The organism is Streptomyces sp. B1866, assembly GCF_031932565.1.
Lineage (GTDB): Bacteria > Actinomycetota > Actinomycetes > Streptomycetales > Streptomycetaceae > Streptomyces.
The window spans coordinates 1-24,237 of the sequence record NZ_JAVSCF010000077.1 but is presented as its reverse complement, the minus strand read 5'-3'; the positions used below and the strand labels follow the sequence as shown (position 1 = coordinate 24,237).

Annotated in this window: 20 protein-coding genes; 14 read left to right on the top strand and 6 right to left on the bottom strand. The window is 74.0% G+C overall.

Annotation, left to right across the window (positions count from 1 at the left end):
• From RKE29_RS13290 to RKE29_RS13275, 4 genes are all read left to right on the top strand, one after another.
• A partial coding sequence (locus tag RKE29_RS13290; RefSeq protein WP_312005414.1) for an EboA domain-containing protein occupies positions 1-415 on the top strand: 415 nt, incomplete at its 5' end.
• Positions 416-424: 9 nt separating this feature from the next.
• Positions 425-1,315, top strand: a complete 891-nt coding sequence (locus RKE29_RS13285) for a TatD family hydrolase (protein ID WP_312005413.1) — start codon at positions 425-427, stop codon at positions 1,313-1,315.
• Between the two features lie 66 nt (positions 1,316-1,381).
• Positions 1,382-2,764 carry a metabolite traffic protein EboE gene (gene eboE / locus RKE29_RS13280; protein WP_312005412.1) on the top strand — a complete coding sequence of 461 codons (1,383 nt, stop codon included), beginning with the start codon at positions 1,382-1,384 and terminating at the stop codon, positions 2,762-2,764.
• 20 nt (positions 2,765-2,784) lie between these two features.
• Positions 2,785-4,239 carry an alkaline phosphatase family protein gene (locus RKE29_RS13275; RefSeq protein WP_312005410.1) on the top strand — a complete coding sequence of 485 codons (1,455 nt, stop codon included), beginning with the start codon at positions 2,785-2,787 and terminating at the stop codon, positions 4,237-4,239.
• Positions 4,240-4,439: 200 nt separating this feature from the next.
• Here the strand turns inward: RKE29_RS13275 and RKE29_RS13270 are convergent, their stop codons facing one another.
• Positions 4,440-4,595 carry a hypothetical protein gene (locus RKE29_RS13270; RefSeq protein WP_312005409.1) on the bottom strand — a complete coding sequence of 52 codons (156 nt, stop codon included), beginning with the start codon at positions 4,593-4,595 and terminating at the stop codon, positions 4,440-4,442.
• Here RKE29_RS13270 and RKE29_RS13265 point away from each other — a divergent pair.
• From RKE29_RS13265 to RKE29_RS13250, 4 genes are all read left to right on the top strand, one after another.
• Positions 4,594-5,463 (top strand): arpA protein, encoded by an 870-nt coding sequence (locus RKE29_RS13265; protein WP_312005408.1) that lies wholly within the window; start codon positions 4,594-4,596, stop codon positions 5,461-5,463. The genes RKE29_RS13270 and RKE29_RS13265 overlap by 2 nt on opposite strands.
• A gap of 259 nt (positions 5,464-5,722) precedes the next feature.
• Positions 5,723-6,604, top strand: coding sequence for a class I SAM-dependent methyltransferase (locus RKE29_RS13260; protein ID WP_312005407.1), 882 nt, complete (start codon positions 5,723-5,725; stop codon positions 6,602-6,604).
• Positions 6,605-6,727: 123 nt separating this feature from the next.
• Positions 6,728-8,551 (top strand): choline/carnitine O-acyltransferase, encoded by a 1,824-nt coding sequence (locus RKE29_RS13255; RefSeq protein WP_312005406.1) that lies wholly within the window; start codon positions 6,728-6,730, stop codon positions 8,549-8,551.
• 375 nt (positions 8,552-8,926) lie between these two features.
• On the top strand, positions 8,927-11,941 hold the full coding sequence (locus RKE29_RS13250; RefSeq protein WP_312005405.1) for a SpoIIE family protein phosphatase: 3,015 nt from the start codon (positions 8,927-8,929) through the stop codon (positions 11,939-11,941).
• 395 nt (positions 11,942-12,336) lie between these two features.
• Here RKE29_RS13250 and RKE29_RS13245 read toward each other — a convergent pair whose 3' ends face one another.
• Both RKE29_RS13245 and RKE29_RS13240 read right to left on the bottom strand, forming a co-directional pair.
• Positions 12,337-13,059, bottom strand: coding sequence for a hypothetical protein (locus RKE29_RS13245; RefSeq protein WP_312005404.1), 723 nt, complete (start codon positions 13,057-13,059; stop codon positions 12,337-12,339).
• Positions 13,040-13,561: a hypothetical protein gene (locus RKE29_RS13240; RefSeq protein WP_312005403.1), complete on the bottom strand. Its 522-nt coding sequence runs from the start codon at positions 13,559-13,561 to the stop codon at positions 13,040-13,042. The genes RKE29_RS13245 and RKE29_RS13240 overlap by 20 nt, the downstream gene beginning before the upstream one ends.
• Positions 13,562-13,747: 186 nt before the next feature.
• On the opposite strand from RKE29_RS13240, the gene RKE29_RS13235 reads away from it, so the two are divergent.
• The 5 genes from RKE29_RS13235 to RKE29_RS13215 all read left to right on the top strand — a co-directional run bounded on the left by RKE29_RS13235 (position 13,748) and on the right by RKE29_RS13215 (position 20,658).
• Positions 13,748-14,584 carry a helix-turn-helix transcriptional regulator gene (locus tag RKE29_RS13235; RefSeq protein WP_312005402.1) on the top strand — a complete coding sequence of 279 codons (837 nt, stop codon included), beginning with the start codon at positions 13,748-13,750 and terminating at the stop codon, positions 14,582-14,584.
• A complete protein-coding gene (locus tag RKE29_RS13230) occupies positions 14,565-14,897 on the top strand; it encodes a DUF397 domain-containing protein (RefSeq protein ID WP_312005401.1) in 333 nt (110 codons plus the stop codon). Before RKE29_RS13235 ends, RKE29_RS13230 begins: the two co-directional genes overlap by 20 nt.
• Positions 14,898-15,139: 242 nt before the next feature.
• A complete protein-coding gene (locus tag RKE29_RS13225; RefSeq protein ID WP_312005400.1) occupies positions 15,140-17,977 on the top strand; it encodes a ferritin-like protein in 2,838 nt (945 codons plus the stop codon).
• Positions 17,978-18,107: 130 nt separating this feature from the next.
• The gene (locus RKE29_RS13220) at positions 18,108-19,610 is read left to right on the top strand and encodes an amino acid permease (RefSeq protein ID WP_312005399.1); all 1,503 of its coding nucleotides are present in this window, start codon (positions 18,108-18,110) and stop codon (positions 19,608-19,610) included.
• Positions 19,611-20,205: 595 nt separating this feature from the next.
• Positions 20,206-20,658, top strand: coding sequence for a peptidoglycan-binding domain-containing protein (locus tag RKE29_RS13215; RefSeq protein ID WP_312005398.1), 453 nt, complete (start codon positions 20,206-20,208; stop codon positions 20,656-20,658).
• Between the two features lie 179 nt (positions 20,659-20,837).
• Here the strand turns inward: RKE29_RS13215 and RKE29_RS13210 are convergent, their stop codons facing one another.
• A complete protein-coding gene (locus RKE29_RS13210; protein WP_312005397.1) occupies positions 20,838-21,518 on the bottom strand; it encodes a hypothetical protein in 681 nt (226 codons plus the stop codon).
• Positions 21,519-21,665: 147 nt separating this feature from the next.
• Between RKE29_RS13210 and RKE29_RS13205 the strand changes: the two genes are divergently transcribed.
• Positions 21,666-22,511 (top strand): GNAT family N-acetyltransferase, encoded by an 846-nt coding sequence (locus RKE29_RS13205; RefSeq protein ID WP_312005396.1) that lies wholly within the window; start codon positions 21,666-21,668, stop codon positions 22,509-22,511.
• A 41-nt stretch (positions 22,512-22,552) separates the two neighbouring features.
• Here the strand turns inward: RKE29_RS13205 and RKE29_RS13200 are convergent, their stop codons facing one another.
• Positions 22,553-23,506 (bottom strand): hypothetical protein, encoded by a 954-nt coding sequence (locus tag RKE29_RS13200; RefSeq protein WP_312005395.1) that lies wholly within the window; start codon positions 23,504-23,506, stop codon positions 22,553-22,555.
• Between the two features lie 162 nt (positions 23,507-23,668).
• Positions 23,669-24,106, bottom strand: coding sequence for a DUF6153 family protein (locus tag RKE29_RS13195; protein ID WP_312005394.1), 438 nt, complete (start codon positions 24,104-24,106; stop codon positions 23,669-23,671).
• Between the last annotated feature and the right edge of the window lie 131 nt (positions 24,107-24,237).

Here is a 24,237-nt window from a genome sequence, read left to right as displayed (position 1 = left end):
CGCCGGGGACTCCGCCGAGCGGCGCGCCGCCCTGCGCGCGCTGGGCCCGCTCGGCGCGGGCCCGTCGGCGCTGCCGATGGTGGCCACGGCGCTGCGCACCCACGACCCCCGGCTGGTGGCCGCCGCCCTCGGCCCGTACGCCGCCCGGTATCTGGACGCCCACGCGTGGCGGCACGGCGTGCTGACCTGCCTGCACCGCGCGATCCCGCTGCGGGCCGTCGCGGGCCTGGCGCGGCGGGCCGACACGGAGCTGGCGCGCATGGCCGCCGCGTACGTCCGCGAGCTGACCAGCGCGGGCCGCCCGGTGCCCGCCGACGCCCGGATGCTGGCCGAGGCCCGGGGCCCCGCGCCGCGTCCCGGCCGTCCCGGCCCCGCCGCCGACCCGCACCCCGCACCCACCCCCGACGAGGCATGACGAGGCCCGATGCGCATCTTCGACCCCCACATCCACATGACCTCGCGGACCACGGACGACTACCAGGCCATGCGTGCCGCGGGCATCCGCGCCGTCGTGGAACCCGCGTTCTGGCTGGGGCAGCCGCGCACCGGCGTCACCAGCTTCACCGACTACTTCGACGCGCTCCTTGGCTGGGAGCCGTTCCGCGCGGCGCAGTTCGGCGTGCGGCACCACTGCACGCTGGCGCTCAACCCCAAGGAGGCCAACGACCCGCGCTGCGCGCCGGTGCTGGACCTGCTGCCGCGCTACCTGGACAAGGACGCCGTGGTGGCCGTGGGCGAGGTCGGGTACGACGCGATCACGCCGGAGGAGGACCGGGCGCTGACGGCGCAGCTCGCCCTGGCCATGGACCACGACCTGCCCGTGCTGGTGCACACCCCGCACCGCGACAAGGCCGAGGGCACCCGCCGCACCCTGGACGTGCTGCGCGAGTCGGGCATTGCGCCGGAGCGGGTGCTGGTGGACCACCTGACCGAGCTGACCGTGCGCGAGGTGGCGGACTCGGGCTGCTGGATGGGCTTCTCCCTGTACCCGGACACCAAGATGGACGTCCGGCGCATGGTGGCGGTCCTCAGGGAGCACGGCACCGACCGGATCCTCGTCAACTCCGCCGCCGACTGGGGCCGCAGCGACCCGCTCGCCACCCGCCGTACGGCCGACGCGATGCTCGCGGCCGGGTTCGCTCCCGACCAGGTCGACCAGGTCGTGTGGCGCAACCCGGTGGCGTTCTACGGGCAGAGCGGACGGCTCGACCTGCCCGACGACGAGCACCGCCCGCCGGCCCGCGCGGGCGGCGCGTACGCGGCCGTCTACCTCGGGAACTCCGTCGCCCGCGGCGAGTACGTCCTGGGCGAGTAGCCCCCGGCCCCTGGCCCGGGTCCGGACCCGGCTCCCGGTCGGCCGCTGGAAGGAGAAACGGCCGCGATGCGCCTGCGCCACCCCGACGGCAGCACCGTCCACCTCGCCTACTGCACCAACGTCCACCCCGCCGAGGACCTCGACGGCGTCCTGCGCCAGCTCGCCCGCTTCGCCGGGCCGGTCCGGGACCGGCTCGGCGTGCCGTGCCTGGGCGTGGGCCTGTGGCTGGCCCACGACGTGGCGCGCGCCCTGGCCCGCGACGCCGGTGCCCTGGCGCGGCTGCGCACCGAGCTGGACGCGCGCGGCCTGGAGGTGGTCACGCTCAACGGCTTCCCCTACCGCGGCTTCCACGAGCCGGTCGTGAAGCGGGCCGTGTACGCGCCGGACTGGAGCGAGCCCGCCCGCCTGGCGTACACCCTGGACCTGGCGCGCGTGCTGGCCGGGCTGCTGCCCGCCGACGCGGTACGCGGCAGCGTCTCGACGCTTCCGCTGGGCTGGCGCGCCGGGTGGAGCGTGGCGAGGGAGGACCGCGCGCGGCGCGCGCTGGACCTGCTGGCCGAGGGCCTGGCCGCGCTCGCCGCCCGTACGGGCCGGACGGTCCGGGTCGGCCTGGAGCCGGAGCCGGGCTGCGCGGTGGCCACCGTGCGCGACGCGTGCGCCCGGCTGCGCGGCCAGGTCGATCCCGCGCGGGTCGGCGTGTGCCTGGACGCCTGCCACCTGGCGACGGACTTCGAGGAGCCGCGCGCGAGCCTGCGCGGGCTGGCCGGTGCCGGACTGCCGGTGGTCAAGGCGCAGCTGTCGTGCGCTCTCCAGGCCGACGAGCCGTACGAACCGGCGGTGCGCCGCGCGCTCGCGCGGTTCGCCGAACCGCGCTTCCTGCACCAGACCCGCGCGGCCGTGCCGTACGACCCGCCGTACGACCCGCCGTACGCCGAGCCGGAAGCCGGGCCCCGCGCCGGTGCCCCGTACCGGCCCGTCGCCCGGTGGGACGACCTCGACCTGGCGCTGCGCGCCACCGACGACCACCACGGACCGGGCGGCGGCGCCGGGGCCCGCTGGCGGGTGCACTTCCACGTGCCCGTGCACGCCGACCCCGAGCCGCCGCTGGCCGCCACCCGGCCGGTGCTGGTGGACACCGTGCGGGCGCTGATGTCCGGGGCCCGGCCGGTGACCGACCACCTGGAGGTGGAGACCTACACCTGGTCGGTGCTGCCCGTCGGCAGCCGACCCGCCGACGACGCGGCGCTGGTCACCGGCATCGCGGCCGAACTGGCCTGGGCCCGGGAGCAGCTGCTCGCCGCCGGACTGCGCGCACCGCACGCCGGGCCCGCCCAACCGGACCCCCGCCCCGTCCCGCCGGACGCCAGGCCCGCCCCGCCGGACCCCCGCCGAGGCCCCGGCCCCAGCCCCCGACCGGCCCCCAGACCAACCCCCCGCCTCCCCACCTGAACCCCCGAGGACAGGCCCCCATGACCCGCCCCAGCCCCGCGCCGCGCCCCACGCCCCTCCTCGTGCTGAACGTCGCCGCCCTCACCCCCCGCCTGCTGCGCCACATGCCGCTGCTGCGCTCGATCACCGGCACCGGCGCCGCCCACGGCCTGACCGCCCGCCTCGACCCGGTGTTCCCGGCCGTCACCTGCCCGGTGCAGGCCAGCCTGCTGACCGGCCTGCCGCCGAGCCGCCACGGCGTCGTCGCCAACGGGTGGTACTTCCGCGACCTGGGCGAGGTCCTGCTGTGGCGGCAGCACAACCGCCTGGTGCGCGGTGAGAAGGTGTGGGAGGCGGCGCGGCGGCGGCACCCGGGCTACCGGGTGGCGAACCTGTGCTGGTGGTACGCGATGGGCGCGTCCACCGACATCACGGTGACGCCGCGCCCGGTGTACCACGCCGACGGCCGCAAGTCGCCGGACTGCTACACCAGGCCGCCCGCGCTGCACGGCGAGCTGACCCGCGAGCTGGGCCCGTTCCCGCTGTTCGACTACTGGGGGCCGCGCGCCTCGCTCGCCTCCTCGCGGTGGATCGCGCGGGCGACCGAGTACGTGCTGCGCACCGCCGACCCGGACCTGACGCTGGCGTACGTGCCGCACCTGGACTACGACCTCCAGCGCTTCGGGCCGGACGACCCGCGCGCGGCGGCGGCCGCCGCCGAGCTGGACGCGGTGCTGGCGCCGCTGCTGCACGCCGCCCGCGCGCGGGGCCGCACGGTGGTGGCGCTGTCGGAGTACGGGGTGACGGCGGTGGACCGGCCGGTGCACGTCAACCGGGCGCTGCGCCGGGCGGGCTGGCTGGCGGTGTACACGCAGGCGGGGATGGAGTACCTGGACCCGTACGCCTCGCGGGCGTTCGCGGTCGCCGACCACCAGGTGGCCCACGTGTACGTGCGCGACCGGGCCGACATCCCGCGCGTGCGGGCGCTGCTGGCCGGGCTGCCCGGGGTGGACACCGTGCTGGACACGGCGGGCAAGTCCGCGTACGGGGTGGACCACCAGCGGTCGGGCGAGCTGGTGGCGGTGGCCGCGGCCGCCGCGTGGTTCACCTACTACTACTGGCTGGACGACTCGCGGGCCCCGGACTTCGCCCGCTGCGTGGACATCCACCGCAAGCCCGGGTACGACCCGGCGGAGCTGTTCCTGGACCCGGGCGACCGGTTCGCGGCGCTGCGCGCGGCGGGCGCGGTGGCGCGGCGGAGACTGGGGCTGCGGGCGGCGATGTCGGTCATCTCACTGGACGCCGGGTGTGTGCGCGGCAGTCACGGGCGGCTGCCGCAGGCGCCGGAGGACGGCCCGGTGCTGCTGTGCTCGGACGCCTCCCGGCTGCCCGAGCGCCGCGCCCGCTACGCCGCCACGGACCTTCCTGACCTGCTGCTGCACCTGGCCGGACTGGCCGATGTATCAGCCAACCACATCCCGGTGGCCGGTATCTGACGGCGCGCCGTCCCGCCTCCGGCCACCAGGGGACACGCCTCTGTCACGTGTCACAGATCACAGGTCCCGCCGGAATAGTCCGCGAGCCAGGTGCTAAACCTCTCTGGGGTCCGCCAGGAGGAGGAGAAGCCGAAGTGCGCTCAGTGTGCCCGTGGGAAGCGGAGGCGAATGCGGCGTCGGCGCGCGGTCGCCGCCGCCCGTTATCCGGACCGGTCGCGGAAGAGGCCGCCGAAGTGGCCGCGAGAGAGGCCGCTGAAGAGGCCACCGAAGACAGGAAACGACGAGTCGACCGACGAGTCGGGCGTGCCGCTGTCCCCGTCCGGCGCGGTGAACTCGCCCGTGGAGAGGGACCTCATGAGCACTCCGGACACCCCTGTGATCGGGCGGGTGGTGGATACCGCCCGCTATCCGCTGAACGATCTGGACCGCGCCGACGGAAAGTCGCTGCTGTCCCGTATCCAGCATGACCTGAGCAGCGTCGGGTGCAGCGTGCTGCCCGACTTCATACGGCCCGAACTGCTGGACACGCTGCGCGAGGAATGCGCGAGCGTGTCGCCCGACGCGCATTTCGACGTCGAGACGGTCAACGCCTACAACATCGCCGTCGACACCCCGCTGCCCGAGGACCACCCCGGGCGCATCACCATGGAGCGCGGCAACGCGTTCGTGGCCCGCGACCGGATACCGGCCGCATTCCTCATCCACCGGCTCTACACCAGCGAGCCGTTCCAGGACTTCGTCGCCCGCTGCTTCCAGATGCCCCGCCTGCACGAGCTGGCCGACCCGCTGTCGGGGCTCGTGCTGAACGTCGTACGGCCGGGCCAGGGCCACCCGTGGCACTTCGACACCAACGAGTTCACGGTGAGCATGCTCACCCAGGAGCCGGACGGCGGCGGCGTCTTCGAGTACTGTCCGAACATCAGGTCCGCCCAGGCGGAGAACCTGGGCGACGTGCGCGACGTGCTCACCGGCCGCGGCGAGCGCCTGGTCCGGCGCCTGACGCTGCGCCCGGGCGACCTCCAGCTGTTCAAGGGCCGCTATTCGCTGCACCGGGTCGCGCCCGTCGAGGGCGGCACCGAGCGGCACACCGCGATCTTCGCCTACAGCGAGCGGCCCGGCGTCATCGGGAGCGTGGCGCGCACCCGGCAGCTTTTCGGCCGCGTCCTGCCCGAGCACCTGGCCGCCGAGGGGCGCGCGGTGCGGGTGGACCAACTCCTCGACTAAAGGCTGTCCCGTAACCCCTGGTGGATCAGCGAGCGGCGTCAGATGCGGTCAATCGCAAGGCGGCGACGCGTCCGAATAGTGGTTCTATTCGGACGTTTCGCCAACGCCGCGAGTGGCCGTAGCTGGCGTCGGGAGCCCGCCGGGGGTTACGGGACAGCCTTTAGAGCCGCCCGCCGCCGGACCCCAGCCGCCGGACGGTCACCCGCGACCGCCGCCGTGCCACCGCCCGCCCGGACATCCAGCGAGGAAGTGCAAATCCGTGCCCTTTGAATCCGCGCATTTCGACACGACGGGGAAAATCACCCTCGACCACATCTACACGCGGCCCGACCCACGCGCCTATTTCACCACTCTCCGCGAACTCGACTACCGCATACCCCAGTTGGCGAAGCCCTATTTCCTCGACGTCATCGAGGAGTACCAGGCGCGGTGGCGCACGCCGGTGCCGACCGTGCTGGACATCGGGTGTTCGTACGGGATCAACGCCGCGCTGCTGAAGTGCGACGCGACCATGGACGAGCTGTACGAGCGGTACTCCACCACCGAGGCCCACGCGCTCACGCGGGACGAACTGCTGGCCCGGGACCGGGAGTTCGCCCGCTCCCGCGACCGGCTGCGCGGCGTCCGGTTCATCGGTCTCGACGTCTCGCACGAGGCGCTGGCCTACGCCTTCTCGGCCGGGCTCATCGACGGCGCGGTCCACGCCGACCTGGAGGAGAACGAGCCGACGCCCGCGCAGCGCGAGCAGTTGGCCGGGGCGGACATCGTGATTTCGACAGGATGTGTGGGATACGTCACCGACAAGACCATCTCGCGTATCGTCAGTGCCCATGGCGAGCGCAAACCGTGGATGGCGCACTTCGTTCTGCGGATGTTCCCCTTCGCACCGTTCGCGGAGAGCCTGGACGACGCGGGGTACGAGACCGTGGCCCTCGACCAGGTCTTCAAGCAGCGGCGGTTCGCCACGCCCGAGGAGCAGTCGCTGGTCCTGGACACGCTGTCGGACGTCGGCGTGGACCCGCGCGGGCTGGAGACCGAGGGCTGGCTGTACGCGCGGCTGTACGTCTCCCGGCCGCGCGGCACGCGACGCCGCGCGACCGTGGACCTCGGCGCGAGGTCCCGCCACCACACCGGCCCCTGACGGGCGGTACGGGCCCCGTGCACGGCCCGGGAACCAGCCCCGGCAGAATCCCGGCAGGCGCACCGGACGTCCGGGAAGCCCGAGCAGTCCCCTTTCCTGACCCCGCTCAGACCGAGGACCTTAGTGAACAGTCACGAGCCTTCCACCCCGACCTTCGCCCACGAGGACCTGCTGCCGCGCGTGCCGCTGCCCTCGCTGGAGGAGACCTGTCAGAGGTTCATCGAGTGGTGTTCCCCGCTGCTGACGCCGGAGGAGCTGGCCGCCACCGAGTCCGAGCTGGCCGCCTTCCGCGCGCCGGACGGCCCCGGCCCGGCGCTGCACGCCGCGCTCCGGCGCTACGACGCGAGCGAGGGCGTGCACAGCTGGCTGGACACCTTCTGGCCGTACCGCTACCTGGGCCGCCGCGACCGCATCGCGCTCAACGCGAACTTCTTCTTCCTCTTCAAGGACGTCGAGGCGAGCCAGGCCGAGCGCGCGGCCGGGATCATCGCCGGGGCCGTGGCCTACAAGCTGCGCCTGGACGACGAGCGGATCCCGCCGATCGTGCAGCGCGGCCAGCCGCTGTCGATGGAGCAGAACAAGTACCTGTTCTCCACCACGCGCATACCGGGTGACCCGCAGGACACCGTGCGCGTGCCGTACTCCGAGGAGTGGCCGGGCCCGTCCCGGGAGCGGCACATCGTGGTGTTCTACCGGGGCAACCTGTTCCGGCTGGACGTGATCGGCCCGGACGGCCTGCCGCATTCGCTGGCCGACCTGGTGGCGGGTCTGGAGGCGGTGAAGAAGGCCGGTGCGGCGCGCGCGGCGACCGACACGGCCGTCGGCCACCTGACCACGAAGGCCCGCGCGGAGTGGGCGGCCAGCCGGGCGACCCTGGCCGCGCTGGACCCGGCGAACGCGGCGGCGCTGGACGAGGTCGAGCGGGCGCTGTTCTGCGTGTGCCTGGAGGACTTCGCGCCCTCCGGCACCCTGAACGCGTGCGACCAGATGCTGCACGGCGACAGCGGCAACCGCTGGTTCGACAAGGCCGTGTCGTTCATCGTCTTCGAGGACGGCCGCGCGGGCATCAACATCGAGCACTGCGGCCTGGACGGCACCACGATCCTCAGCTTCGTGGACGCCGTTCTGGAGACCTCGCCGGAGGAGCACGAGCGGGCCTCCGGCGCGCAGCCGCAGGGGCTGCCCGCCTTCCAGCCGATCGAGTTCACGCTGGACGAAGCGCTGCGCGCGGACATCCAGGCCGCGGCCGAGTCGTTCGCCGCGTACGGGGCGGCCACGGCGACCCGCACCGTTTCGTTCGAGGACTTCGGCCAGGCCCGCGCCAAGCAGCTGAAGATCTCGCCGGACGCGTTCGTGCAGATGGCCTACCAGCTCGCCCACCAGCGCGCCAAGGGCTTCACCGGCGCCACGTACGAGTCGATCGCCACCCGCCAGTACCGGCGCGGGCGCACCGAGGCGATGCGCGTGGTCACGCCCGAGTCCCAGCACCTCGTGGCCGTCATGCAGGACCCGGGCGCGGACACCGCGGCGAAGCTGGCGGCCTTCCGCGCGGCGGCGACCAAGCACGTGGCGCGCGCCAAGGAGTGCCAGGCCGGACAGGCGCCCGAGCAGCACCTGTGGGAGCTCCAGCTGATCCAGAAGCGGCGCGGCGAGGAGCTGGGCATCACCGAGCAGCCCGCCCTGTACGAGACGCCGGGCTGGCTGGTCATGCGGGACGACTACCTGAGCACCAGCTCGGCGCCATCGGCCCACATCCAGTACTTCGGTTTCGGCTCGACCAGCAGCCGGTGCGTCGGCGTGGCGTACGTGCTGCTGCCGGACCGCTTCAACCTGTACCTGAGCACGCCGGAGCCGGTGGCCGACCAGATGTACGTGTTCGCCGACCGGCTCCGCGAGGCGGTCACCGAACTCCAGGCCCTCCTGGAGACCGAGCAGGCCGCGGGCTGACCCCGGCCGGAGCCGGGTCCCGCCGTCGGGCAGGACCCGGCTCCGGGCCCGGGCCGGTCCGCCGCGCCCGTACCCCGGGACCGGGCGCGGACCGGGGCCGCCGGGCCCGGTCCGCCCTACCGGTCACGCCCCGGCCACCGGCGCGGCTCCGGCCCGCGCCCGCGCCGCTGCCGCCCCGTCCGGCCGTACGCCCAGGGGGCGGGCCGGACCGGCGCCTCACGGCCCGCCGCCGCGCCAGGCGGCGACCGCGCGCGCCCGAATCATCCCCCTATATGATGTAAGGCGACTCGGTCCACCCGAGGCCCGGCCGGAAGCCAGGTCCGCGCGGGGCGGCGACTTCCCCGGGGCGGGGCCGGTCGGAAGGCGAGGTCGGCCGTGAATCCGCAGCGTGGCCGGGCTTCCCGGCGCCGGCGGGAGCTCGCGGAGGCCGACCGGCTGCGCATCCTCGCCGCCATGGACGACACCCGCGGCGACATCGAGGTGCTGCCCTGCGCCCTCCAGCACGCCACGGCCGGGCTGGCCGGGCTCGGCGCCCTGGCCCACCTGCGGACGCCCGAGTCGCCCCACGGCCTGCGGCTGGCCGCCTCCAGCGGGCTGCCGCAGGCGTTCTTCGCCCTCTGGGAGAGCATCCGCGCGGACGGCCGCTCCGTCCCGGCCCGCGCCTTCCGCCGCGACGGCTACGTGTGGCTGCCCGCCATCCCCTCCCCCGAGCAGGCGCTGGAGGACCGGCCCGAGGACCACAGCGCCGGAGCCCGGGCCGGAGCCGCCACGAGCCGCGCCGCGCCCGGCCTGTCGGAAGACCAGCCCGGCCTGTCGGAAGACCAGCCCGGCCTGTCGGCCTCAGGGGTGCCCCCCGACTCGGGCATGGCCGCGGTGCCCCTGCCCGGCCCCGACGGCCCGATCGGCGTGCTGTCGGTGGTGACCCCGCCCGCCGTACGGCCCGGCCCCGCGCAGCGGGCGTTCCTGCGGGACGTGGCCCGGTGGGCGGCGGGCCGACTGCGGCTGACCGCTCCGGCGGCGGGCGGCGGGCCGCCCGCCCTGCTGGCGGCCGAGCCCGGCGGCCCCGGCCCGCGCCGGACGGGCCGCACGGCGCCCGTGGGCCGCTGGGAGTGGGACCTGAAGACCGGCGAGACGGTGCTGGACGACACGATGCTCGACATCCTCGCCGACTACGCCGTGCCCCGGGAGGACACGCGGATCGACACGTGGATTCACAGTCTGCACCCCGACGACGTGGCATGGGTGCGGGAGTCCCTGGAGCGGGCGATCCGCGAGCGCGGTCCTTACGACGCCGAGTACCGGGTGCGCCGCCGGGACGGCGGCTACGGGTGGCTGAGCAACCGCGGCCGGGTCCTGCCGGGCGACGACGGCGAACCGGTCCGCATGGTCGGCACCACCTGGGACACCTCCGAGGAGCACGCCGTGCAGGAGTCCGTGGGCCGGGCCCTGCGGCACATGAGCGACGGGTTCCTGTACGTCGAGCGCGACGGCCGCGTCGGCTTCGTCAACCCCGCGGCCGAGCGGCTGCTCGGCCCGGCGCACGCCCTGGCCGGGCGCCTCCTGTGGGACGTGCCCGCGCTGCGCGGCCTGGCGGGGCTGCGCGCCGGATACCGGAGGGCCACCGCCGAGGGCGAGCCCACCGGCCTCGACCTGACGTGGCCGGAGACCGACCGCTGGTACCACCTGCGCCTGGTGCCCGTCCCCGACGGCCTGACCGTGTACGTCACCGACATCACCGAGCGGCGCCGCCGCCAGGCCGAGCGGGAGGCCGCCGACCGCGCCGCCGCCGAGCGCGCCGCCCTCATGGGACGCCTGACCCGCGCGCTCGCCGAGGCCGTCACCGCGCAAGACGTGGTGCACGCCGTCGCCGAGAGCGTCCTGCCGCCCTTCGGCGCGGCCGGGCTGATCGTCGCCGCCACCGAGGCCGACCACCTGAACCTGGTCGGCGCCGCCGGCTACCCGCCCGCCTTCCTCACCCGCATCCGCCGCTTCCCGATGCTGTCGGACACGCCCGTGGGCGAGGCGCTGCGCACCCGCACGCCGCAGTTCATCGAGTCACCCGGCGACCTCCTCGCCCGCTACCCCGGCGCCGCCGGAATGGCCACGGCCGGAGGCAAGCGGGCCTGGGCCTTCCTGCCGCTCAACGCCTCCGGCCGCCCCATCGGCGCCTGCGTGATCTCCTTCGACCAGCCCCGGCGCCTGGACGAGGACGAGCGGACCCTGCTCACCGCGCTCAGCGGCCTGGTCGCCCAGGCGCTGGAGCGGGCGGGCCTGTACGACGCCGCCTACACCCGCGCGCAGGAGCTTCAGCGCGCCCTGCTGCCGCGCGTGCTGCCCGAGCTGCCCGCCGTCACCGCCGCCGCCCGCTACCTGCCCGCGGGCCAGGGCGCCGACGTGGGCGGCGACTGGTACGACATCATCCCGCTGTCCGCCGACCGCGTCGCCCTCGTCATCGGCGACGTCATGGGCCACGGCATGGCCGAGGCCGCCACCATGGGCCGCCTGCGCACGGCCGTACGCACCCTCTCCGACCTCGAACTGCCCCCCGACGACGTGCTCGACCACCTCAACGACCTGGTGGCCGAACTCGGCGACGACTCGTTCGCCACCTGCCTGTACGGCATCTACGACCCGGTCACCGGCGAATTCTGCTACGCCAGCGCGGGCCACCCGCCCCCGGCCACCGTCCACCCGTCCGGGTGCGTCGCGTTCTCCGCGCCCACCGCCAACCCGCCGCTGGGCGCCGCCGACCCGCCCTTCGACGTGTCCACCATCCCCCTCGTCGACGGCAGCCTGCTGGCCTTCTACACCGACGGCCTGGTGGAGTCCCGGGACCGGGACGTGGACGTGGGTCTCGACCACCTCGCCCGCACCCTCGGCACAGCCGTCCGCGACGGCCGGGCGCGGAACCTGGAACCGCTGTGCGACACCGTCACCGCCACCCTGCTGCCCTCGCAGGGCGTCACCGCCGACGACGCCGCCCTGCTGATCGCCCGCACCTCCCGGCTCGACCCGGGGAACGTCGTCACCTGGCCGCTGCCGGACGACCCGGTCGCCGCCGGACAGGCCCGCGACCTCATCCGCGCCCAGTTCGACGCCTGGCACCTGGCCGACAGCCTGGAGATGACCACCGAACTCCTGGCCAGCGAGCTGGTCGGCAACGTCGTCCGGCACGCCAAGGGCCCGATCTCCCTGCGCCTGCTGTGCAGCAGGACCCTGATCTGCGAGGTCACCGACGGCAGCCCCACCACGCCGCACGTCCGCCGCACCACCGCGACCGACGAGGGCGGCCGGGGCCTCCAGCTCGTCGCCGCCCTCGCGCAGCGCTGGGGCACCCGCCCCACACCCGGCGGCAAGTGCATCTGGACCGAGCAGCCGCTGACCCGGTGAGGCGGGCACGGCGGAGGGCCCGTGACCGCGCCAGGCCAGCGCGGCCACGGGCCCCGGGGGCGGCCCGGCCGGAAGCGTGCCCCCAGTGGCGGCTTCCGGCCGGGCCGGGAGGGCAGGGCCGCCGGGTCTCGTCCGGCACGGGGGCGACCGGACGTCCGGCGGCCCTGCCCGGTCTCGGGAGGGCCGATGGGTCCGCGTCACGCGCGCGGACGGGGTGCCCGACTCCCCGGCCGGGGCAGTGAAGGGGGCCGGGGAGCCGGGCTCAGGCGGCGGTGTGCTGGACAGGGATGTCCGCCGCCCGCCTCGGACGGGGGTGCGCCAGGCACGGGGGCGACCTGGCGCCGACCACCCCCCGCCCGAGGAGTCTGAGGGGTCTGAGGAGTCCTACGGGCCTGCTACGGGCTCGCGAGCGGCGGCGGCGCGTCCTGCGCGGGCGGCGGCGGCGCCTCCTTGGCCGTCACGACCCGGTGCGCGCGCGCCAGCGCGCGGCCCGTGGCGCACGCCTCCCCGCACGACCGGCAGCCCGCGCACTCCTCGCGGTGCTCCGCCACCAGCCTGCGCGCCTGCTCCGCCGTCACGTAGTCCGGCGCACAGTCGGCGCACACGCGCCACGTCCAGCCCGGCCCCGAGGCCGTGTCCTCCCGGTAGAACGGGATCGGCTCGGCCGTCTCCCGCCCGCAGCCCACGCAGTAGTGCGGCCCGAGGGCGTCCTGTACGGCCAGGCCCAGCGCGATCCGCAGCCGCTCCGGATCGGTCAGCAGCCTGCCCATCCGGGGCGCCACCCTCCAGTACGGCGCGCTCCCGCCCCGGCGGTGCAGCGGCGGCACGACCAGGAAGCTGTCCTGGCCCAGCAGCCGCACCTCCCGCAGCCTGCCCTGGTCCCAGCGGCCGGTCACGCCCTTCCGCACGAACCAGTACAGGAGCGAGCCGCCCGGGTCCTCCACCACGGCCCCGGTCCGCTCCCGCAGAATCCCCAGGGCCCGCTCGCCGATCGGCGTGGGCACGCGCAGCGCGTCCCACCACACCCCGGCGGGCTGCATCTCGTGGTCCTGCTCGGGCGGCGCCCACCCGCCCCAGGCCACCACCCCCGGCACTACGTCATGAACCGCTCTCGTCACTGCTCTGCTCCTGGTGGGGGGTCGGGGTCGGTGCGGGAAGGTCGAGCGGCTGCCACTCCGTCAGCTCGCACAGCACGGCGTGCAGAGGCTCCGGCAGGACGAACGGCGCCTCCGCCGTGGGCCTGCTCAGCCACTCGTAGGGGAACGTCCTGCCGTGCGGTGCCGGTACGGCGACGAGTTCCCTCAAAGGGCCCGTATACGGACGTATTCCCGGTGGCCAGCGGAATGGGTCGGCGGACCCGGGGGCCACCAGAAAGTAGCACGAGGACCCCCACCGCCGGTCCTGCCAGTCGATGACAATCGGCCCGGCCTTACCTTTGGTTACCTCGGCCAGCTTTTCCGCGGCCATCTCACCCAGCAGCCCCACGACCCGGACGGCGTCGAAGTGGACACCCGTTTGAAGCATCACCCACCCCTGCGCGGGCACCCACTCCGGGCCGGAGGACTCGGTTCGCTCACCTGTTCCCAACTCGCTCTGATTTCCGTCGAGTTCTCGTTTCATGGTTACGACCATCCCGCATTACGGCTACTCTGACTAGAGGTTAGCGGAGGACGGACCAGGTGCTGACCAGGGGTAAAGCGCATGCCGCCAACTCCCGCCTGGTGCGGTTACCCGGCTGACCGCAACCCAGCAGTGCGGTCGAGCCCACCGGCCGTGCGGTGTGATTAACGGAGGGGAAGGCTGAATGTGAGCAAAAAGGAAGAAGGCCAGTTCGTATCCTTCAAGGCGATGCTCTTCGGACAGCAGATGCGGGCCATGCGGGAACACATCGGCGCGACGCAAAAGGAGATCGGCCAGCGGATCGGCTACTCCGAGTCCCAGATCCGCATGCTGGAATCGGGCAAGCGCCTGCCGATGCCGGATTACCTGCCGCAGCTCGACGAGGCGTTGCGGGCCAACGGCGCGCTGCTCGCCATCGCGCCCGACATCAAGTACCAGGACTACCCGGCGTGGTTCATCGAGTACGCCGAGGCGGAGTCCACGGCGCTCCGGGTGGACGAGTACGGGTGCTACGTGGTGCCGGGACTGCTCCAGACGGAGGAGTACGCGCGGGCGGTGGTCAGCGCCCACTGCCCCGCGCTGGACCTGGACGAGGTCGAGCGGCTCGTCGCCGCCCGGCTGTTGCGACACGAGCTGCTGACCCGCAAGCCCGCGCCCATGCTGAGCTTCGTCATCGAGGAGTGGGTCCTGCGACGTCCGACGGGCGGGCACGCGACGATGCTGGCTCAGTGCCACCGGCTGCTGGACTGCGCGAAGTTGCACAACGTCTCGATCCAGGTCATGCCGATGGACAGCGGGCCGCACGCTGGCCTCCATGGCCCTCTCATCCTGCTGGAGACGGCCGAGGGCCAGCGGGTCGGGTACGTCGAGATCCAGAGCGACCCGACCTGGTACACGGAGCGGGACAAGGTCAGCGCGCTTGAGCAGCGGTATGGGAACATTCGAGCCCAAGCCCTGAACGAGCACGACTCGCTGAGCCTGATCCAGCAGATTGCGAGGAAGCATGAAGAGGAAGCGGCCTGAGCAGACCGCGTACGGCCCGGCCGACCTGGCGTGGTTCAAGAGCAGCCACAGCGACGCGGGCGGCGGCGCATGCGTCGAGGTGGCCCTGGAGTGGCGCAAGAGCAGCTACAGCGACGCAGGCGGCGGCCAGTGCGTCGAGGTCGCCGCCGACTGGCGCAAGAGCAGCCACAGCGACGCGAACGGCGGCGCGTGCGTCGAGGTCACCTCGTGCCCGCACACCGTGCACGTCCGCGACTCGAAGCAGGTCAGCGGTCCGCGCCTGCGGGTGCCGTCGCAGCAGTGGACGGCGTTCCTCACCTACGTCACGGCCTGACCCTGCCCGCCCGTACAGCACGGGCACGCCACGGGGCTCCCAGATCGGCATCTGCCTTAGAGACGCCGAGCCGGGAGCCCCTTCGGCCTTTCGGCCGCCACCAGACTGCCCCGTGACCCCCCGCGTACGCCAGCACCTCGGCTCTCCAGGTCAGTCGTCAACAATCGTCACCAGATCAGCCGATTGTACGACTTAGGCGGACATGATCCTCTGGTGAGACCGATCAGAGGAGAGCCGTCCGCATGAGCTACCTGGGTTTCCCGCGTCTGAACTTCGTCGGCACGTTCCAGGCCAATCCCTCGACCGTCAACAACGACACGGCGCACTTCGACAACGACACGTTCGAGAACCACTTCCAGCGCCAGAGCAAGGGCGCCCAGGACGGCTGGTGGAACCCGGACGGCACGGGCGGCTTCGCTCTGGCGGACTGCTACGTGACGACGGTGCTGGACCCCAAGGGCCACGAGACGGACCCGTCGGTGTGGGGCTTCCCGCCGGAGAAGGTGCCGGACCAGGGCATTCTGCTGATCAGCAACCGGGAGTCCAACGACGCGAAGATCGTGGACCTGGACCCGGACCAGCAGGGCGTGTCGGAGCTGTGGGGCATGGACCTCACGCTGTGCGAGGCGGTGGGCCGCGGCCAGGACCCGGTGCCGATCTGCACGGGCACGTACCGCACGGCGGCCTTCGACGACATCTGGGTGCGCTACCCGCCGGAGCAGTCCGACGGGAAGTTCGGCGTGTTCTACCAGTCGGTCATCGAGGAAGTGCAGTGGTTCTCCGGGTCCCAGTACGCCGCCCTGCTCCAGGGGTACTTCGGCGCGGGACCGCTGTCGATCAAGTTCAACCTCGACGGCTTCCACATGGACGACTTCGACGCGGAGGACTTCACCTTCGGCCGCGTCGTCGGCTCCATCGGCCCGTACACGCCCACCGAGCCCAGGCACTTCCTGATGGGCCGCCGCCTGCGGGCCGTGGGCGATCCCCGCGTCTACGACACGCCGTGCCGCGTGGACGAGGACCTGGGCGTCCTCTTCCTGGACTGGGGCAACAGCTTCCAGACGGCGGCGCTCGGCGGGCCGCCGGTGGACCTGGGCCCGCTCGACCTCGTCTACAAGACGGACGGCGGATTCCAGCAGGCGGCGCGGCTGCCGAAGATCGACGACGCCTTCTACCGGAAGTACGCGGGCATCGCGGCCGTGGGCGTGCCGCCGCACGTGATGGAGGAGCTGCGCAAGAGCGTCCTGGCGGTGCAGACGACGGCCGGGCAGCTCCTGCTGTCCGAGAACGACCAGGCCACGTACGTGCGCGCCGACACCTTCGTCTACCGCATGTCGCCGGGCGACACGGCGGACGTCGACTTCTACGCGACGCGCTACGGCAGGCCGTACCAGGGCGCGAAGATCGAGGTCACGGACGGCGGGCACCCGGCCGTGCTGGCCAAGGGGCAGGCGGTGCAGCGCAGGGCCGGGATCGCCCGGGTGGGCACGGGCAGCGACGGGCACTCGGTGTCGTTCGTCTCGCCGGTGACGACCGGCCCGGACGGCAGGGCGACGAGCAGGATGACGGCCAACGACCCGGTGGGCCACCCCCGGCCGGTGGACGGCCAGGTGGAGCTGCTGAACTACGGCATCGAGGGCGACAGCAGCACGTGGGTGGAGCAGGTCAGCGTGCTGGTGTGGAGCAGGAGCCAGGTGAAGGCTCCGGCGTGGCTGTTCGACGTGCAGCCGATCCTCCAGCAGTACGCGAACCTGTACCCGTACATGCGCAAGTTCGTCGGCATCGACCTGTCGGACTACAGCGCGGTCACCGGGCCGGGCATGCGCCGTCTGACCGACCGCATGTCGAGGCCCACGACCTCGCCGGACTACATGCCGGTGACGCGGGACCTGTCCCCGGCGCGGCGGGAGATGATCCTGGGCTGGCTGCGGACCTCGCCCGGCCAGCCCGCGTTCCTGCGCCCGGCCGAGGCGTGGGACGTGCCGTACCTCCAGGACGTGCTCCAGGTGGCGCTGGAGCTGGAGCTGTCGACGCTGCCGCCGTACCTGTGCGCCCTGTTCTCGCTGAGGAACCGCGGCTCCAAGGTGGCGCGGATCATCGACAGCGTGGCCATGCAGGAGATGCTGCACATGGCGCTGGCGGGCAACGTGCTCATCGCGGTGGGCGGCAGGCCGCGCATCGGCTCGCAGGGGTTCGTACCGAAGTACCCGGGGCACCTGCCCGGCGGCATCCGCCCGGACCTGACCGTGCGGCTGCGGCGGTGCTCGAAGGAGCAGGTCAGGGACGTGTTCATGTCGATCGAGCGGCCGGACAAGCCGATCAACATGGACGAGGTCCGCGCGCACATGGCCACGATCACGCGCGGGCCGGTGCCGCCCGAGGCCACGACGGCGGAGGCCCGGGGGCGGGCGCGGCGGGAGCACGCGCAGGCGCTGCGGGACTTCTTCACCACGGCCCGGTACGAGACGTTCTCGATCGGCTGGTTCTACACGCAGATCGCGAACGCCATGCTGGCCATGGAGGACGCGGGCCAGGACCTCTTCACCGGCGATCCGGCGTGGCAGCTGAGCTGGCCGGGGGGCCAGGCGCCCGGCGAGCTGTTCCCGGTGACGGACATGTCCTCGGCGCTGGCGGCCATTTCGGAGATCGTGGTCCAGGGCGAGGGCACGCCGACCGACCCGGACGACAACACCGGAGAGCTGGCCCACTTCTACCGCTTCGGGCAGATCGTGGACGGCTTCGAGCTGACCTACGACGAGCAGCAGAAGAAGTGGGTCAAGGGCGCTGCGATCCCGTTCGACCCGGTGCGGGACGTCTTCCCGATGCGGGACGACCCGGACACGTACACCCTGCCGGACGGGTCCGGCGCGCAGCGCGTCGCCCTCGAATTCGACGCCACGTACGTCAAGCTGCTCCAGCGGCTCGGGACGGCCTTCAACGGGCGTCCCGACGACCTGTTCGAGGCGGTCGCGCTCATGAGCGACCTGAACGCGTCCGCGCGGACCACGATGACCGAGAAGACGCCCGGCGACCCGTCGACGGTCATCGGCCCGAGCTTCCAGTGGCCCGGAGAGAAGTAGGAGTGACGGAGAGGTGACGCGGGCGGGGCGGTGGGGCGTCCGTTCGCCGTTGTGTGGCACAGTCACATAAGACGACAGGGACCGTTGAGCCCACGAGGCGCCACCACCGGACGGGAGAACCCCCCACCCCATGGCCAAGACGTCCGCCGAGCCGATCCAGCCTGCCCCCGACCCCGTCCCCGGCCCCGCCGGTCCGGGAGGGTTCGAGCACGAGGAGGAGGGCTACCACAAGGGCCTCAAGCCGCGCCAGCTCCAGATGATGGCGATCGGCGGGGCGATCGGGACGGGCCTGTTCCTGGGCGCGGGCGGGCGGCTGGCCAGCGCGGGACCGGGCCTGTTCCTGGTGTACGTGGTGTGCGGCGTCTTCGTCTTCCTGATCCTGCGGGCGCTCGGGGAGCTGGTGCTGCACCGGCCGTCGTCGGGGTCGTTCGTGAGCTACGCGCGCGAGTTCTACGGCGAGAAGGCGGCCTTCGTCGCGGGCTGGATGTACTTCCTGAACTGGTCGATGACCGCGATCGTGGACACCACGGCCATCGCCTCGTACATGCACTACTGGGGCGCCTTCGAGCCGGTGCCGCAGTGGCTGATCGCGCTGGTCGCGCTGGTCGTGGTGCTGTCGGCGAACCTGATCTCGGTGAAGATCTTCGGCGAGCTGGAGTTCTGGGCGGCGCTGATCAAGGTGGCGGCGCTGGTGGCGTTCCTGGTGGTGGGCACGGTGTTCCTCGCCGGGCGGTTCGACGTGGACGGGCACGCCACCGGCTTTTCTGTGGTCTCCGGCCACGGCGGCCTGCTGCCGGAGGGCCTGTGGCCGCTGGTGGTCGTCACGTCGGGCGTGGTCTTCGCGTACTCGGCGGTGGAGCTGGTGGGCACGGCGGCCGGGGAGACGGAGAAGCCCGCGGAGATCATGCCGCGCGCGATCAACTCCGTCATCGCGCGTATCGCGCTGTTCTACTGCGGGTCGCTGGTGCTGCTGGGGCTGCTGCTGCCGTACACGGCGTACAAGGCGGGCGAGAGCCCGTTCGTGAGCTTCTTCTCGCGGATCGGGCTGAACGGCGCGGGCACGATCATGAATCTGGTGGTGCTGACCGCCGCCCTGTCCAGCCTGAACGCCGGGCTGTACTCGACCGGGCGCATCCTGCGCTCCCTGAGCGCGAACGGCAGCGCGCCGCGCTTCACCGGGCGGATGTCGCGGCACGGGGTGCCGTACGGCGGGATCATGCTCACCGGGGTGATCGCGCTGTTCGGCGTGGGGCTGAACGCGCTCAACCCCGGGCAGGCGTTCGAGATCGTGCTGAACATGTCGGCGCTCGGGGTGATCGCCTCCTGGGCGACGATCGTGCTGTGCCAGCTGCGGCTGTACCGGCTGGCCGAGCGGGGCCTGGTGGCCCGGCCCGCCTTCCGGATGTTCGGCGCGCCGTACACCGGCTACCTGACGCTGGTGTTCCTGCTGACGGTGGTGGTGCTGATGGCGCTGGACCCGCCGATCGGGTCGTGGACGGTGGCGACGCTGGGAGTGATCATCCCGGCGCTGGTGGTGGGGTGGTACGCGGTGCGCGGCCGGGTGCTGGCGACGGCGGCCGAGCGGGCGGGCCGGGCGGCGGCGGGGCGGCCGCGCCGGGAGGCGCGGGACTGACGAGTGCCCTGCCGGGCGGGTGAGCGGGCGGCCCTGCCGGGCGGCCGGTGCCCCGGCTACCGGGCGGCAGGCGCCCGACCGGCGGCCCCGGGGCGGGGATGGCCACAATCCGCGCGTGCCTCCCGCAAACCGCTCTCTGACGGAGGCCACGGTCACGGCGCACGTGTCGTCGGTGCTGCGCAAGCTGGGGGCTGCGGGACCGGGAGCCGGCGGTGGTGCCGGCGTACGACCTGGGGCTGGTCCCATCCCCGTACGGGCTGAAGCCCCCGTTCGCCCGGCCCGGACATCCACCGACAAGCGGTCGATAACAATCCGTTTCCTGCCGGATACCGCGGAAGTTGTACAACCCCAACCCCCACTGCCACGGTGGATGGGGCATGCATCGAACTCCCGGTTGAACGGCTGCCAACTCCTGGTTGGACGACGGCCCGCGCACCGATGCGTAGCGTCGGTTACCGCACCGCGCTGATGCGGACGGGTCCCCTGGACCGCGGTCACTTCCGCGCGCTGCGACCACACAGCGGGGAGGCACCGGATCGACCGGTGACGTGCACCAGCCGGGCCCGGCGCCGCCCCACGACCCGAAGGGGGAACCATGGGAACGAATGTCGTGGCGAAGGCACTGGTCAGTGCCGCTGCCGTGGTCGGGATCGCGGCCGGGGGGCTGGCGACCGCGGGCACCAGCTTCGCGGCGGCCCCGGCGACCGCCAAGCCGGCGGCCCAGTCCCGGATCGCCTCGGTGACCGCGGTGAACAACCTCGGTCTGAACACCGCCCGGGCCAAGAACTGGCAGTGCTGGTTGCGCGACCTGGGGTACAACCCCGGCACCATCGACGGGCAGCTGGGCACCAACAGTTGGAAGGCCGCACAGCGCATGTTCAACGACCTGAACCTCGGCGCGGGGACCGTCGACGGGATCGTCGGAACCAACACGATCAAGGCGCTGCAGCGCTACCTGAACCTCTTCGGCTACAACCTTGTCGTGGACGGGGACGCCGGGACGAAGACCCGGGCCGCGTTCTGGGACTTCAACGCCACCGGCTGCTGAGTCTGACCGGAGCGCGCCGCTGGCGCGGCGCTCCATGACCGCCGTCGAGCGGCGCGCCCCGGGGGGTGCGCCGCTCGACCGCGTGGGCACGGCGGCCGGGGTGCGGCCCGGTGCCGGGTGACGGCGGCGGGCAGCGGCCGGGGGCCTGACGGCGGCCCGGCGGGCCTGCGCTCGGGGGGCTACGGGCGGGGCGTGGGGTCCCAGCGCCAGTCGGCGGGGGCCCGGTCGCGGCCGGGCAGGTCGCCGCGGCCGGTGGCCCACAGCAGGACCGCCCAGGGACCGGCGGCGGCCTCGGCGGGGCCGGGGGCGCCGGGGAACAGGCGGGCGAGGACGCGGGCGCACAGGTCGGCGGGCGGGTCCCAGGCCAGGCCCAGGCCCTGGGTCAGGTCCCAGGTGTGGGCCAGGGTCTCCACCACGCCCATGGCGGCGAAGCCCTCGGCGTCCGACACGCCGTACGGGTGGAAGGCGCGCACCTCGGGCGGCGTGACGCGCACGACGGCGGCCAGCAGACCGGCGGCGGAGTCCAGCACCCGCAGCAGCCCGGCGGGCCCCGCCGACCGGTCGGCCTGGAGGGCCGGACGGGGCGCGCCCGGCCTCGCGGCGCTCCGTACGAGGGGCAGCATGCCGTCCTGGGGCGGGTCGGCGGGGGTGAGCTGGGTGGCGTAGACGACGTGGCAGTGGAGCAGGTGCTGGCCGGTCTCCCAGCAGTCCCACTCCAGCGGTCCGGCCTGCCGGTCCCACGCCTCGGGCGGCGCCGGGCGCAGGGCGGCCACGGCGAGCCGTGCGGCGAGGGTCACGTCGGCGGCGGTGACGGGCCCGGGAGAGGCCGTCGGCGGCGGGAACTCATCGGCTTTGGACATGGCCCGACCGTATCGCGGGCGCGGCCGCCCACCGGGCCCGGGCCGGGCGGCTGAGGGCCCGTCAGGCGGGGGCGCGGCGCGGCACCGGACACAGCCGGGTGGCGACTACACTCACCGGGTCGGCCGGTACGGGGTGAAGGGGTGAAGGTGGCGGAGTTCGACATCGTGACCGGAGGAGTCCACGACCTGCGGCGGCTCGGCCGGTGGGCGGCGGACGAGGGGTGGAACCCGGGCGCGCTGGACAGCCAGGCGTTCTTCCCCGCCGACCCGTACGGCTTCCTGTTCGGACGGCTGGACGGAGAGCCGGTGGTGTCCATCTCCGCCGTGCGCTACGGTTCCGGCTTCGGGTTCCTGGGCTTCTACATCGCCCTGCCCGAGGTGCGCGGGCAGGGGTACGGCATCCGGGTGTGGCGGGCGGGCATGGCCCGGCTCGCCGGGCGGAACATCGGGCTCGACGGCGTGGTCGACCAGCAGGAGAACTACCGCAGGTCCGGTTTCCGCAGGGCCTGGAACCACCTGCGCTACGAGGGCGTACCGGCCGCCGCGGAGGTGCCGCCGGACGTCGCGCTCGTGGACGCCCGCGCGCTGCCCTTCGACCGGATCGCCGCCTACGACCGCCGCTTCTTCCCCACGCCCCGGGACGCCTTCCTGGCCACCTGGCTTAGCCTTCCGGACCGTACCGCCCTGGCCGCGGTGCGCGACGGCGAGCTGCACGGCCTCGGCGTGCTGCGCCCCTCCTTCGGGTCCGCGCGCGTCGGCCCGCTGTACGCGTCGTCGCCGCAGATCGCCGCCGCACTGCTGGACGCGCTGGCGACGTCCGCGGCGGGCGCGCCGGTGGCGGTGGACGTGCCCGACGTCAACGGCCCGGCCGTGCGGCTGGTGGAACAGCTGGGCCTGAGCCCGTCGTTCGAGGCCGCGCGCATGTACACCGGCCCGGACCCGGACATGGACCTCGCGGGAATCTTCGGGATCACCAGCCTGGAACTGGGGTAGCCCCGCGCCCGCGCACCGGGCGGCGGGCGCGGGGCGGGGCGTCACCCCGCGCGGAGGGTCACGGCGGCGGTGTGCAGGGTGCCGCCGGTCTGGAACTGGAGGAACAGCCGCCAGTTCCCGGCCGCGGGCAGCTCGGCGTGGAAGGCGAGCTCCGGCCCGCCGCCACGGCCCTTTTCGGCGGTGCCGGTGGGGTGCAGGTGCGCGAAGGCGGAGTCGCCCTCGTGGAAGGCCGTCAGGTGGGCGTAGGTGCCCAGGTAGGGCTCCAGGTCGGTGACCGGCCTGCCGTTCCTGGTGACGGTGACGGTCAGCGGGTGGGCCATGCGGGCCGTCAGGTCGCCGGAGAGGGTGAGGGTGTAGCCGTCGGCCGTGGTGGTGGCGGCGGGGGCCGGCAGCGGGGTGGCGGCGGCGGTGCCCGCCACGGTGAGCTGCCGGGACAGCACCAGGTCGGGGTTCTCGCCGCGGCCGGTGTCCGGGGTGAAGGACGCGAAGAGGCGCCACCGGCCCGGGGTGAGCGCGGCCAGCGGCGCGCTCCAGGTGCCGTCGCCGCCCATGGTCGGGTGCACGTGCTGGAAGCCGGTGAGGTCCGAGCGGATGGCGTAGACGTGCATCCGCCGCGTCTGCTCCGGCACGAACGCGGTGACCGGCCTGCCGCCGGGGCCGGTGACGGTGAAGCGGTAGGAGGACGGCTTTCCGGCCGGGAGGGTGGTGGTGGGCGAGGTCAGGCGGTAGCCCTGGGCGGCGTCGGACAGGCCGGTGCCCGACGCGCCGCCGTGCGCGCCGTCCATGCCGTCCATGCCGTGGTGGTGGGCGGAGGCCGAGGGCTTCGGGCCTGCGCCGTGGGCGTTGTGCCCGGCGTGGCCGGAGGACGGGTCGCCGCTCCCGCAGGCGGCCAGCACCACGGCCGCGGCGGTGGCGGCGGCGACGGCGCAGGCGCGGCGGGCCAGGGTGCGGCGAGCGGTCGGACGCGCGGTCAGGCGTGGGGTGGGTGTGGTCATGGGCGGTTCTGCTCCTTCACGCCCGCTGCCGGTCGGCGGCGCGGGCGGGGAATGGGGATTCGGACACGCTGAGGCGCGGCGTCCCGCGCGCGGCCCGTCCGGTGCGTTCGGTGCGTCCGATGTGTCCGTACGGGCGTGGCGGCGGGTGCCGTGCGGGTGCCTCTAGATCCGCAGGAGCTGGAGTTCGGCGAGGTCGGGCGGGGCCCGCCCGTCGGCGTGGCGGCCGGTGGCGGCCTGCCGGGCCCCGGCGGCGGCCGGGGCGGGCCCGGCGAGGCCGGGTGCGAGGGCGGGCGGGTGGTAGGCGCCGGAGACGCCTCCGGCGGCGCAGGTGCCGTCGGCGTGGTGCGCGGCCGTCCCGTCGTCGGCCGGATCCGCCAGGAGGCGGCGGTCGTGGGCGCCGGACGCGTCCGGCGCCGCGTGGTGCGCCATCGGCGCGGCGGCGGCCGGGTGTCCGACGGCCGCGTGGGCGCTGTGCCCGCCCGCCGGGGACATCCCGGCGGGCGCCAGGCCGTGCATGCCCAGCACCCCGGCCAGCACGAGCAGCGCCAGCGCGGCCCACGCGCGCCGGGCGCGGCGGGTACTCGGCGGCGGCTGCTTCACGCCGGTCATCGTACCGGGCCCGCACCGGTGGCCTCCGGCCCAGCCCGGCCCAGGTCCCGTGCCCGTGCTGCCCGCGCCCGGCCGGGGGGCGCGGACGCCCGCGCGAGGCGGGGGCGTGGGAGCCGGGACGC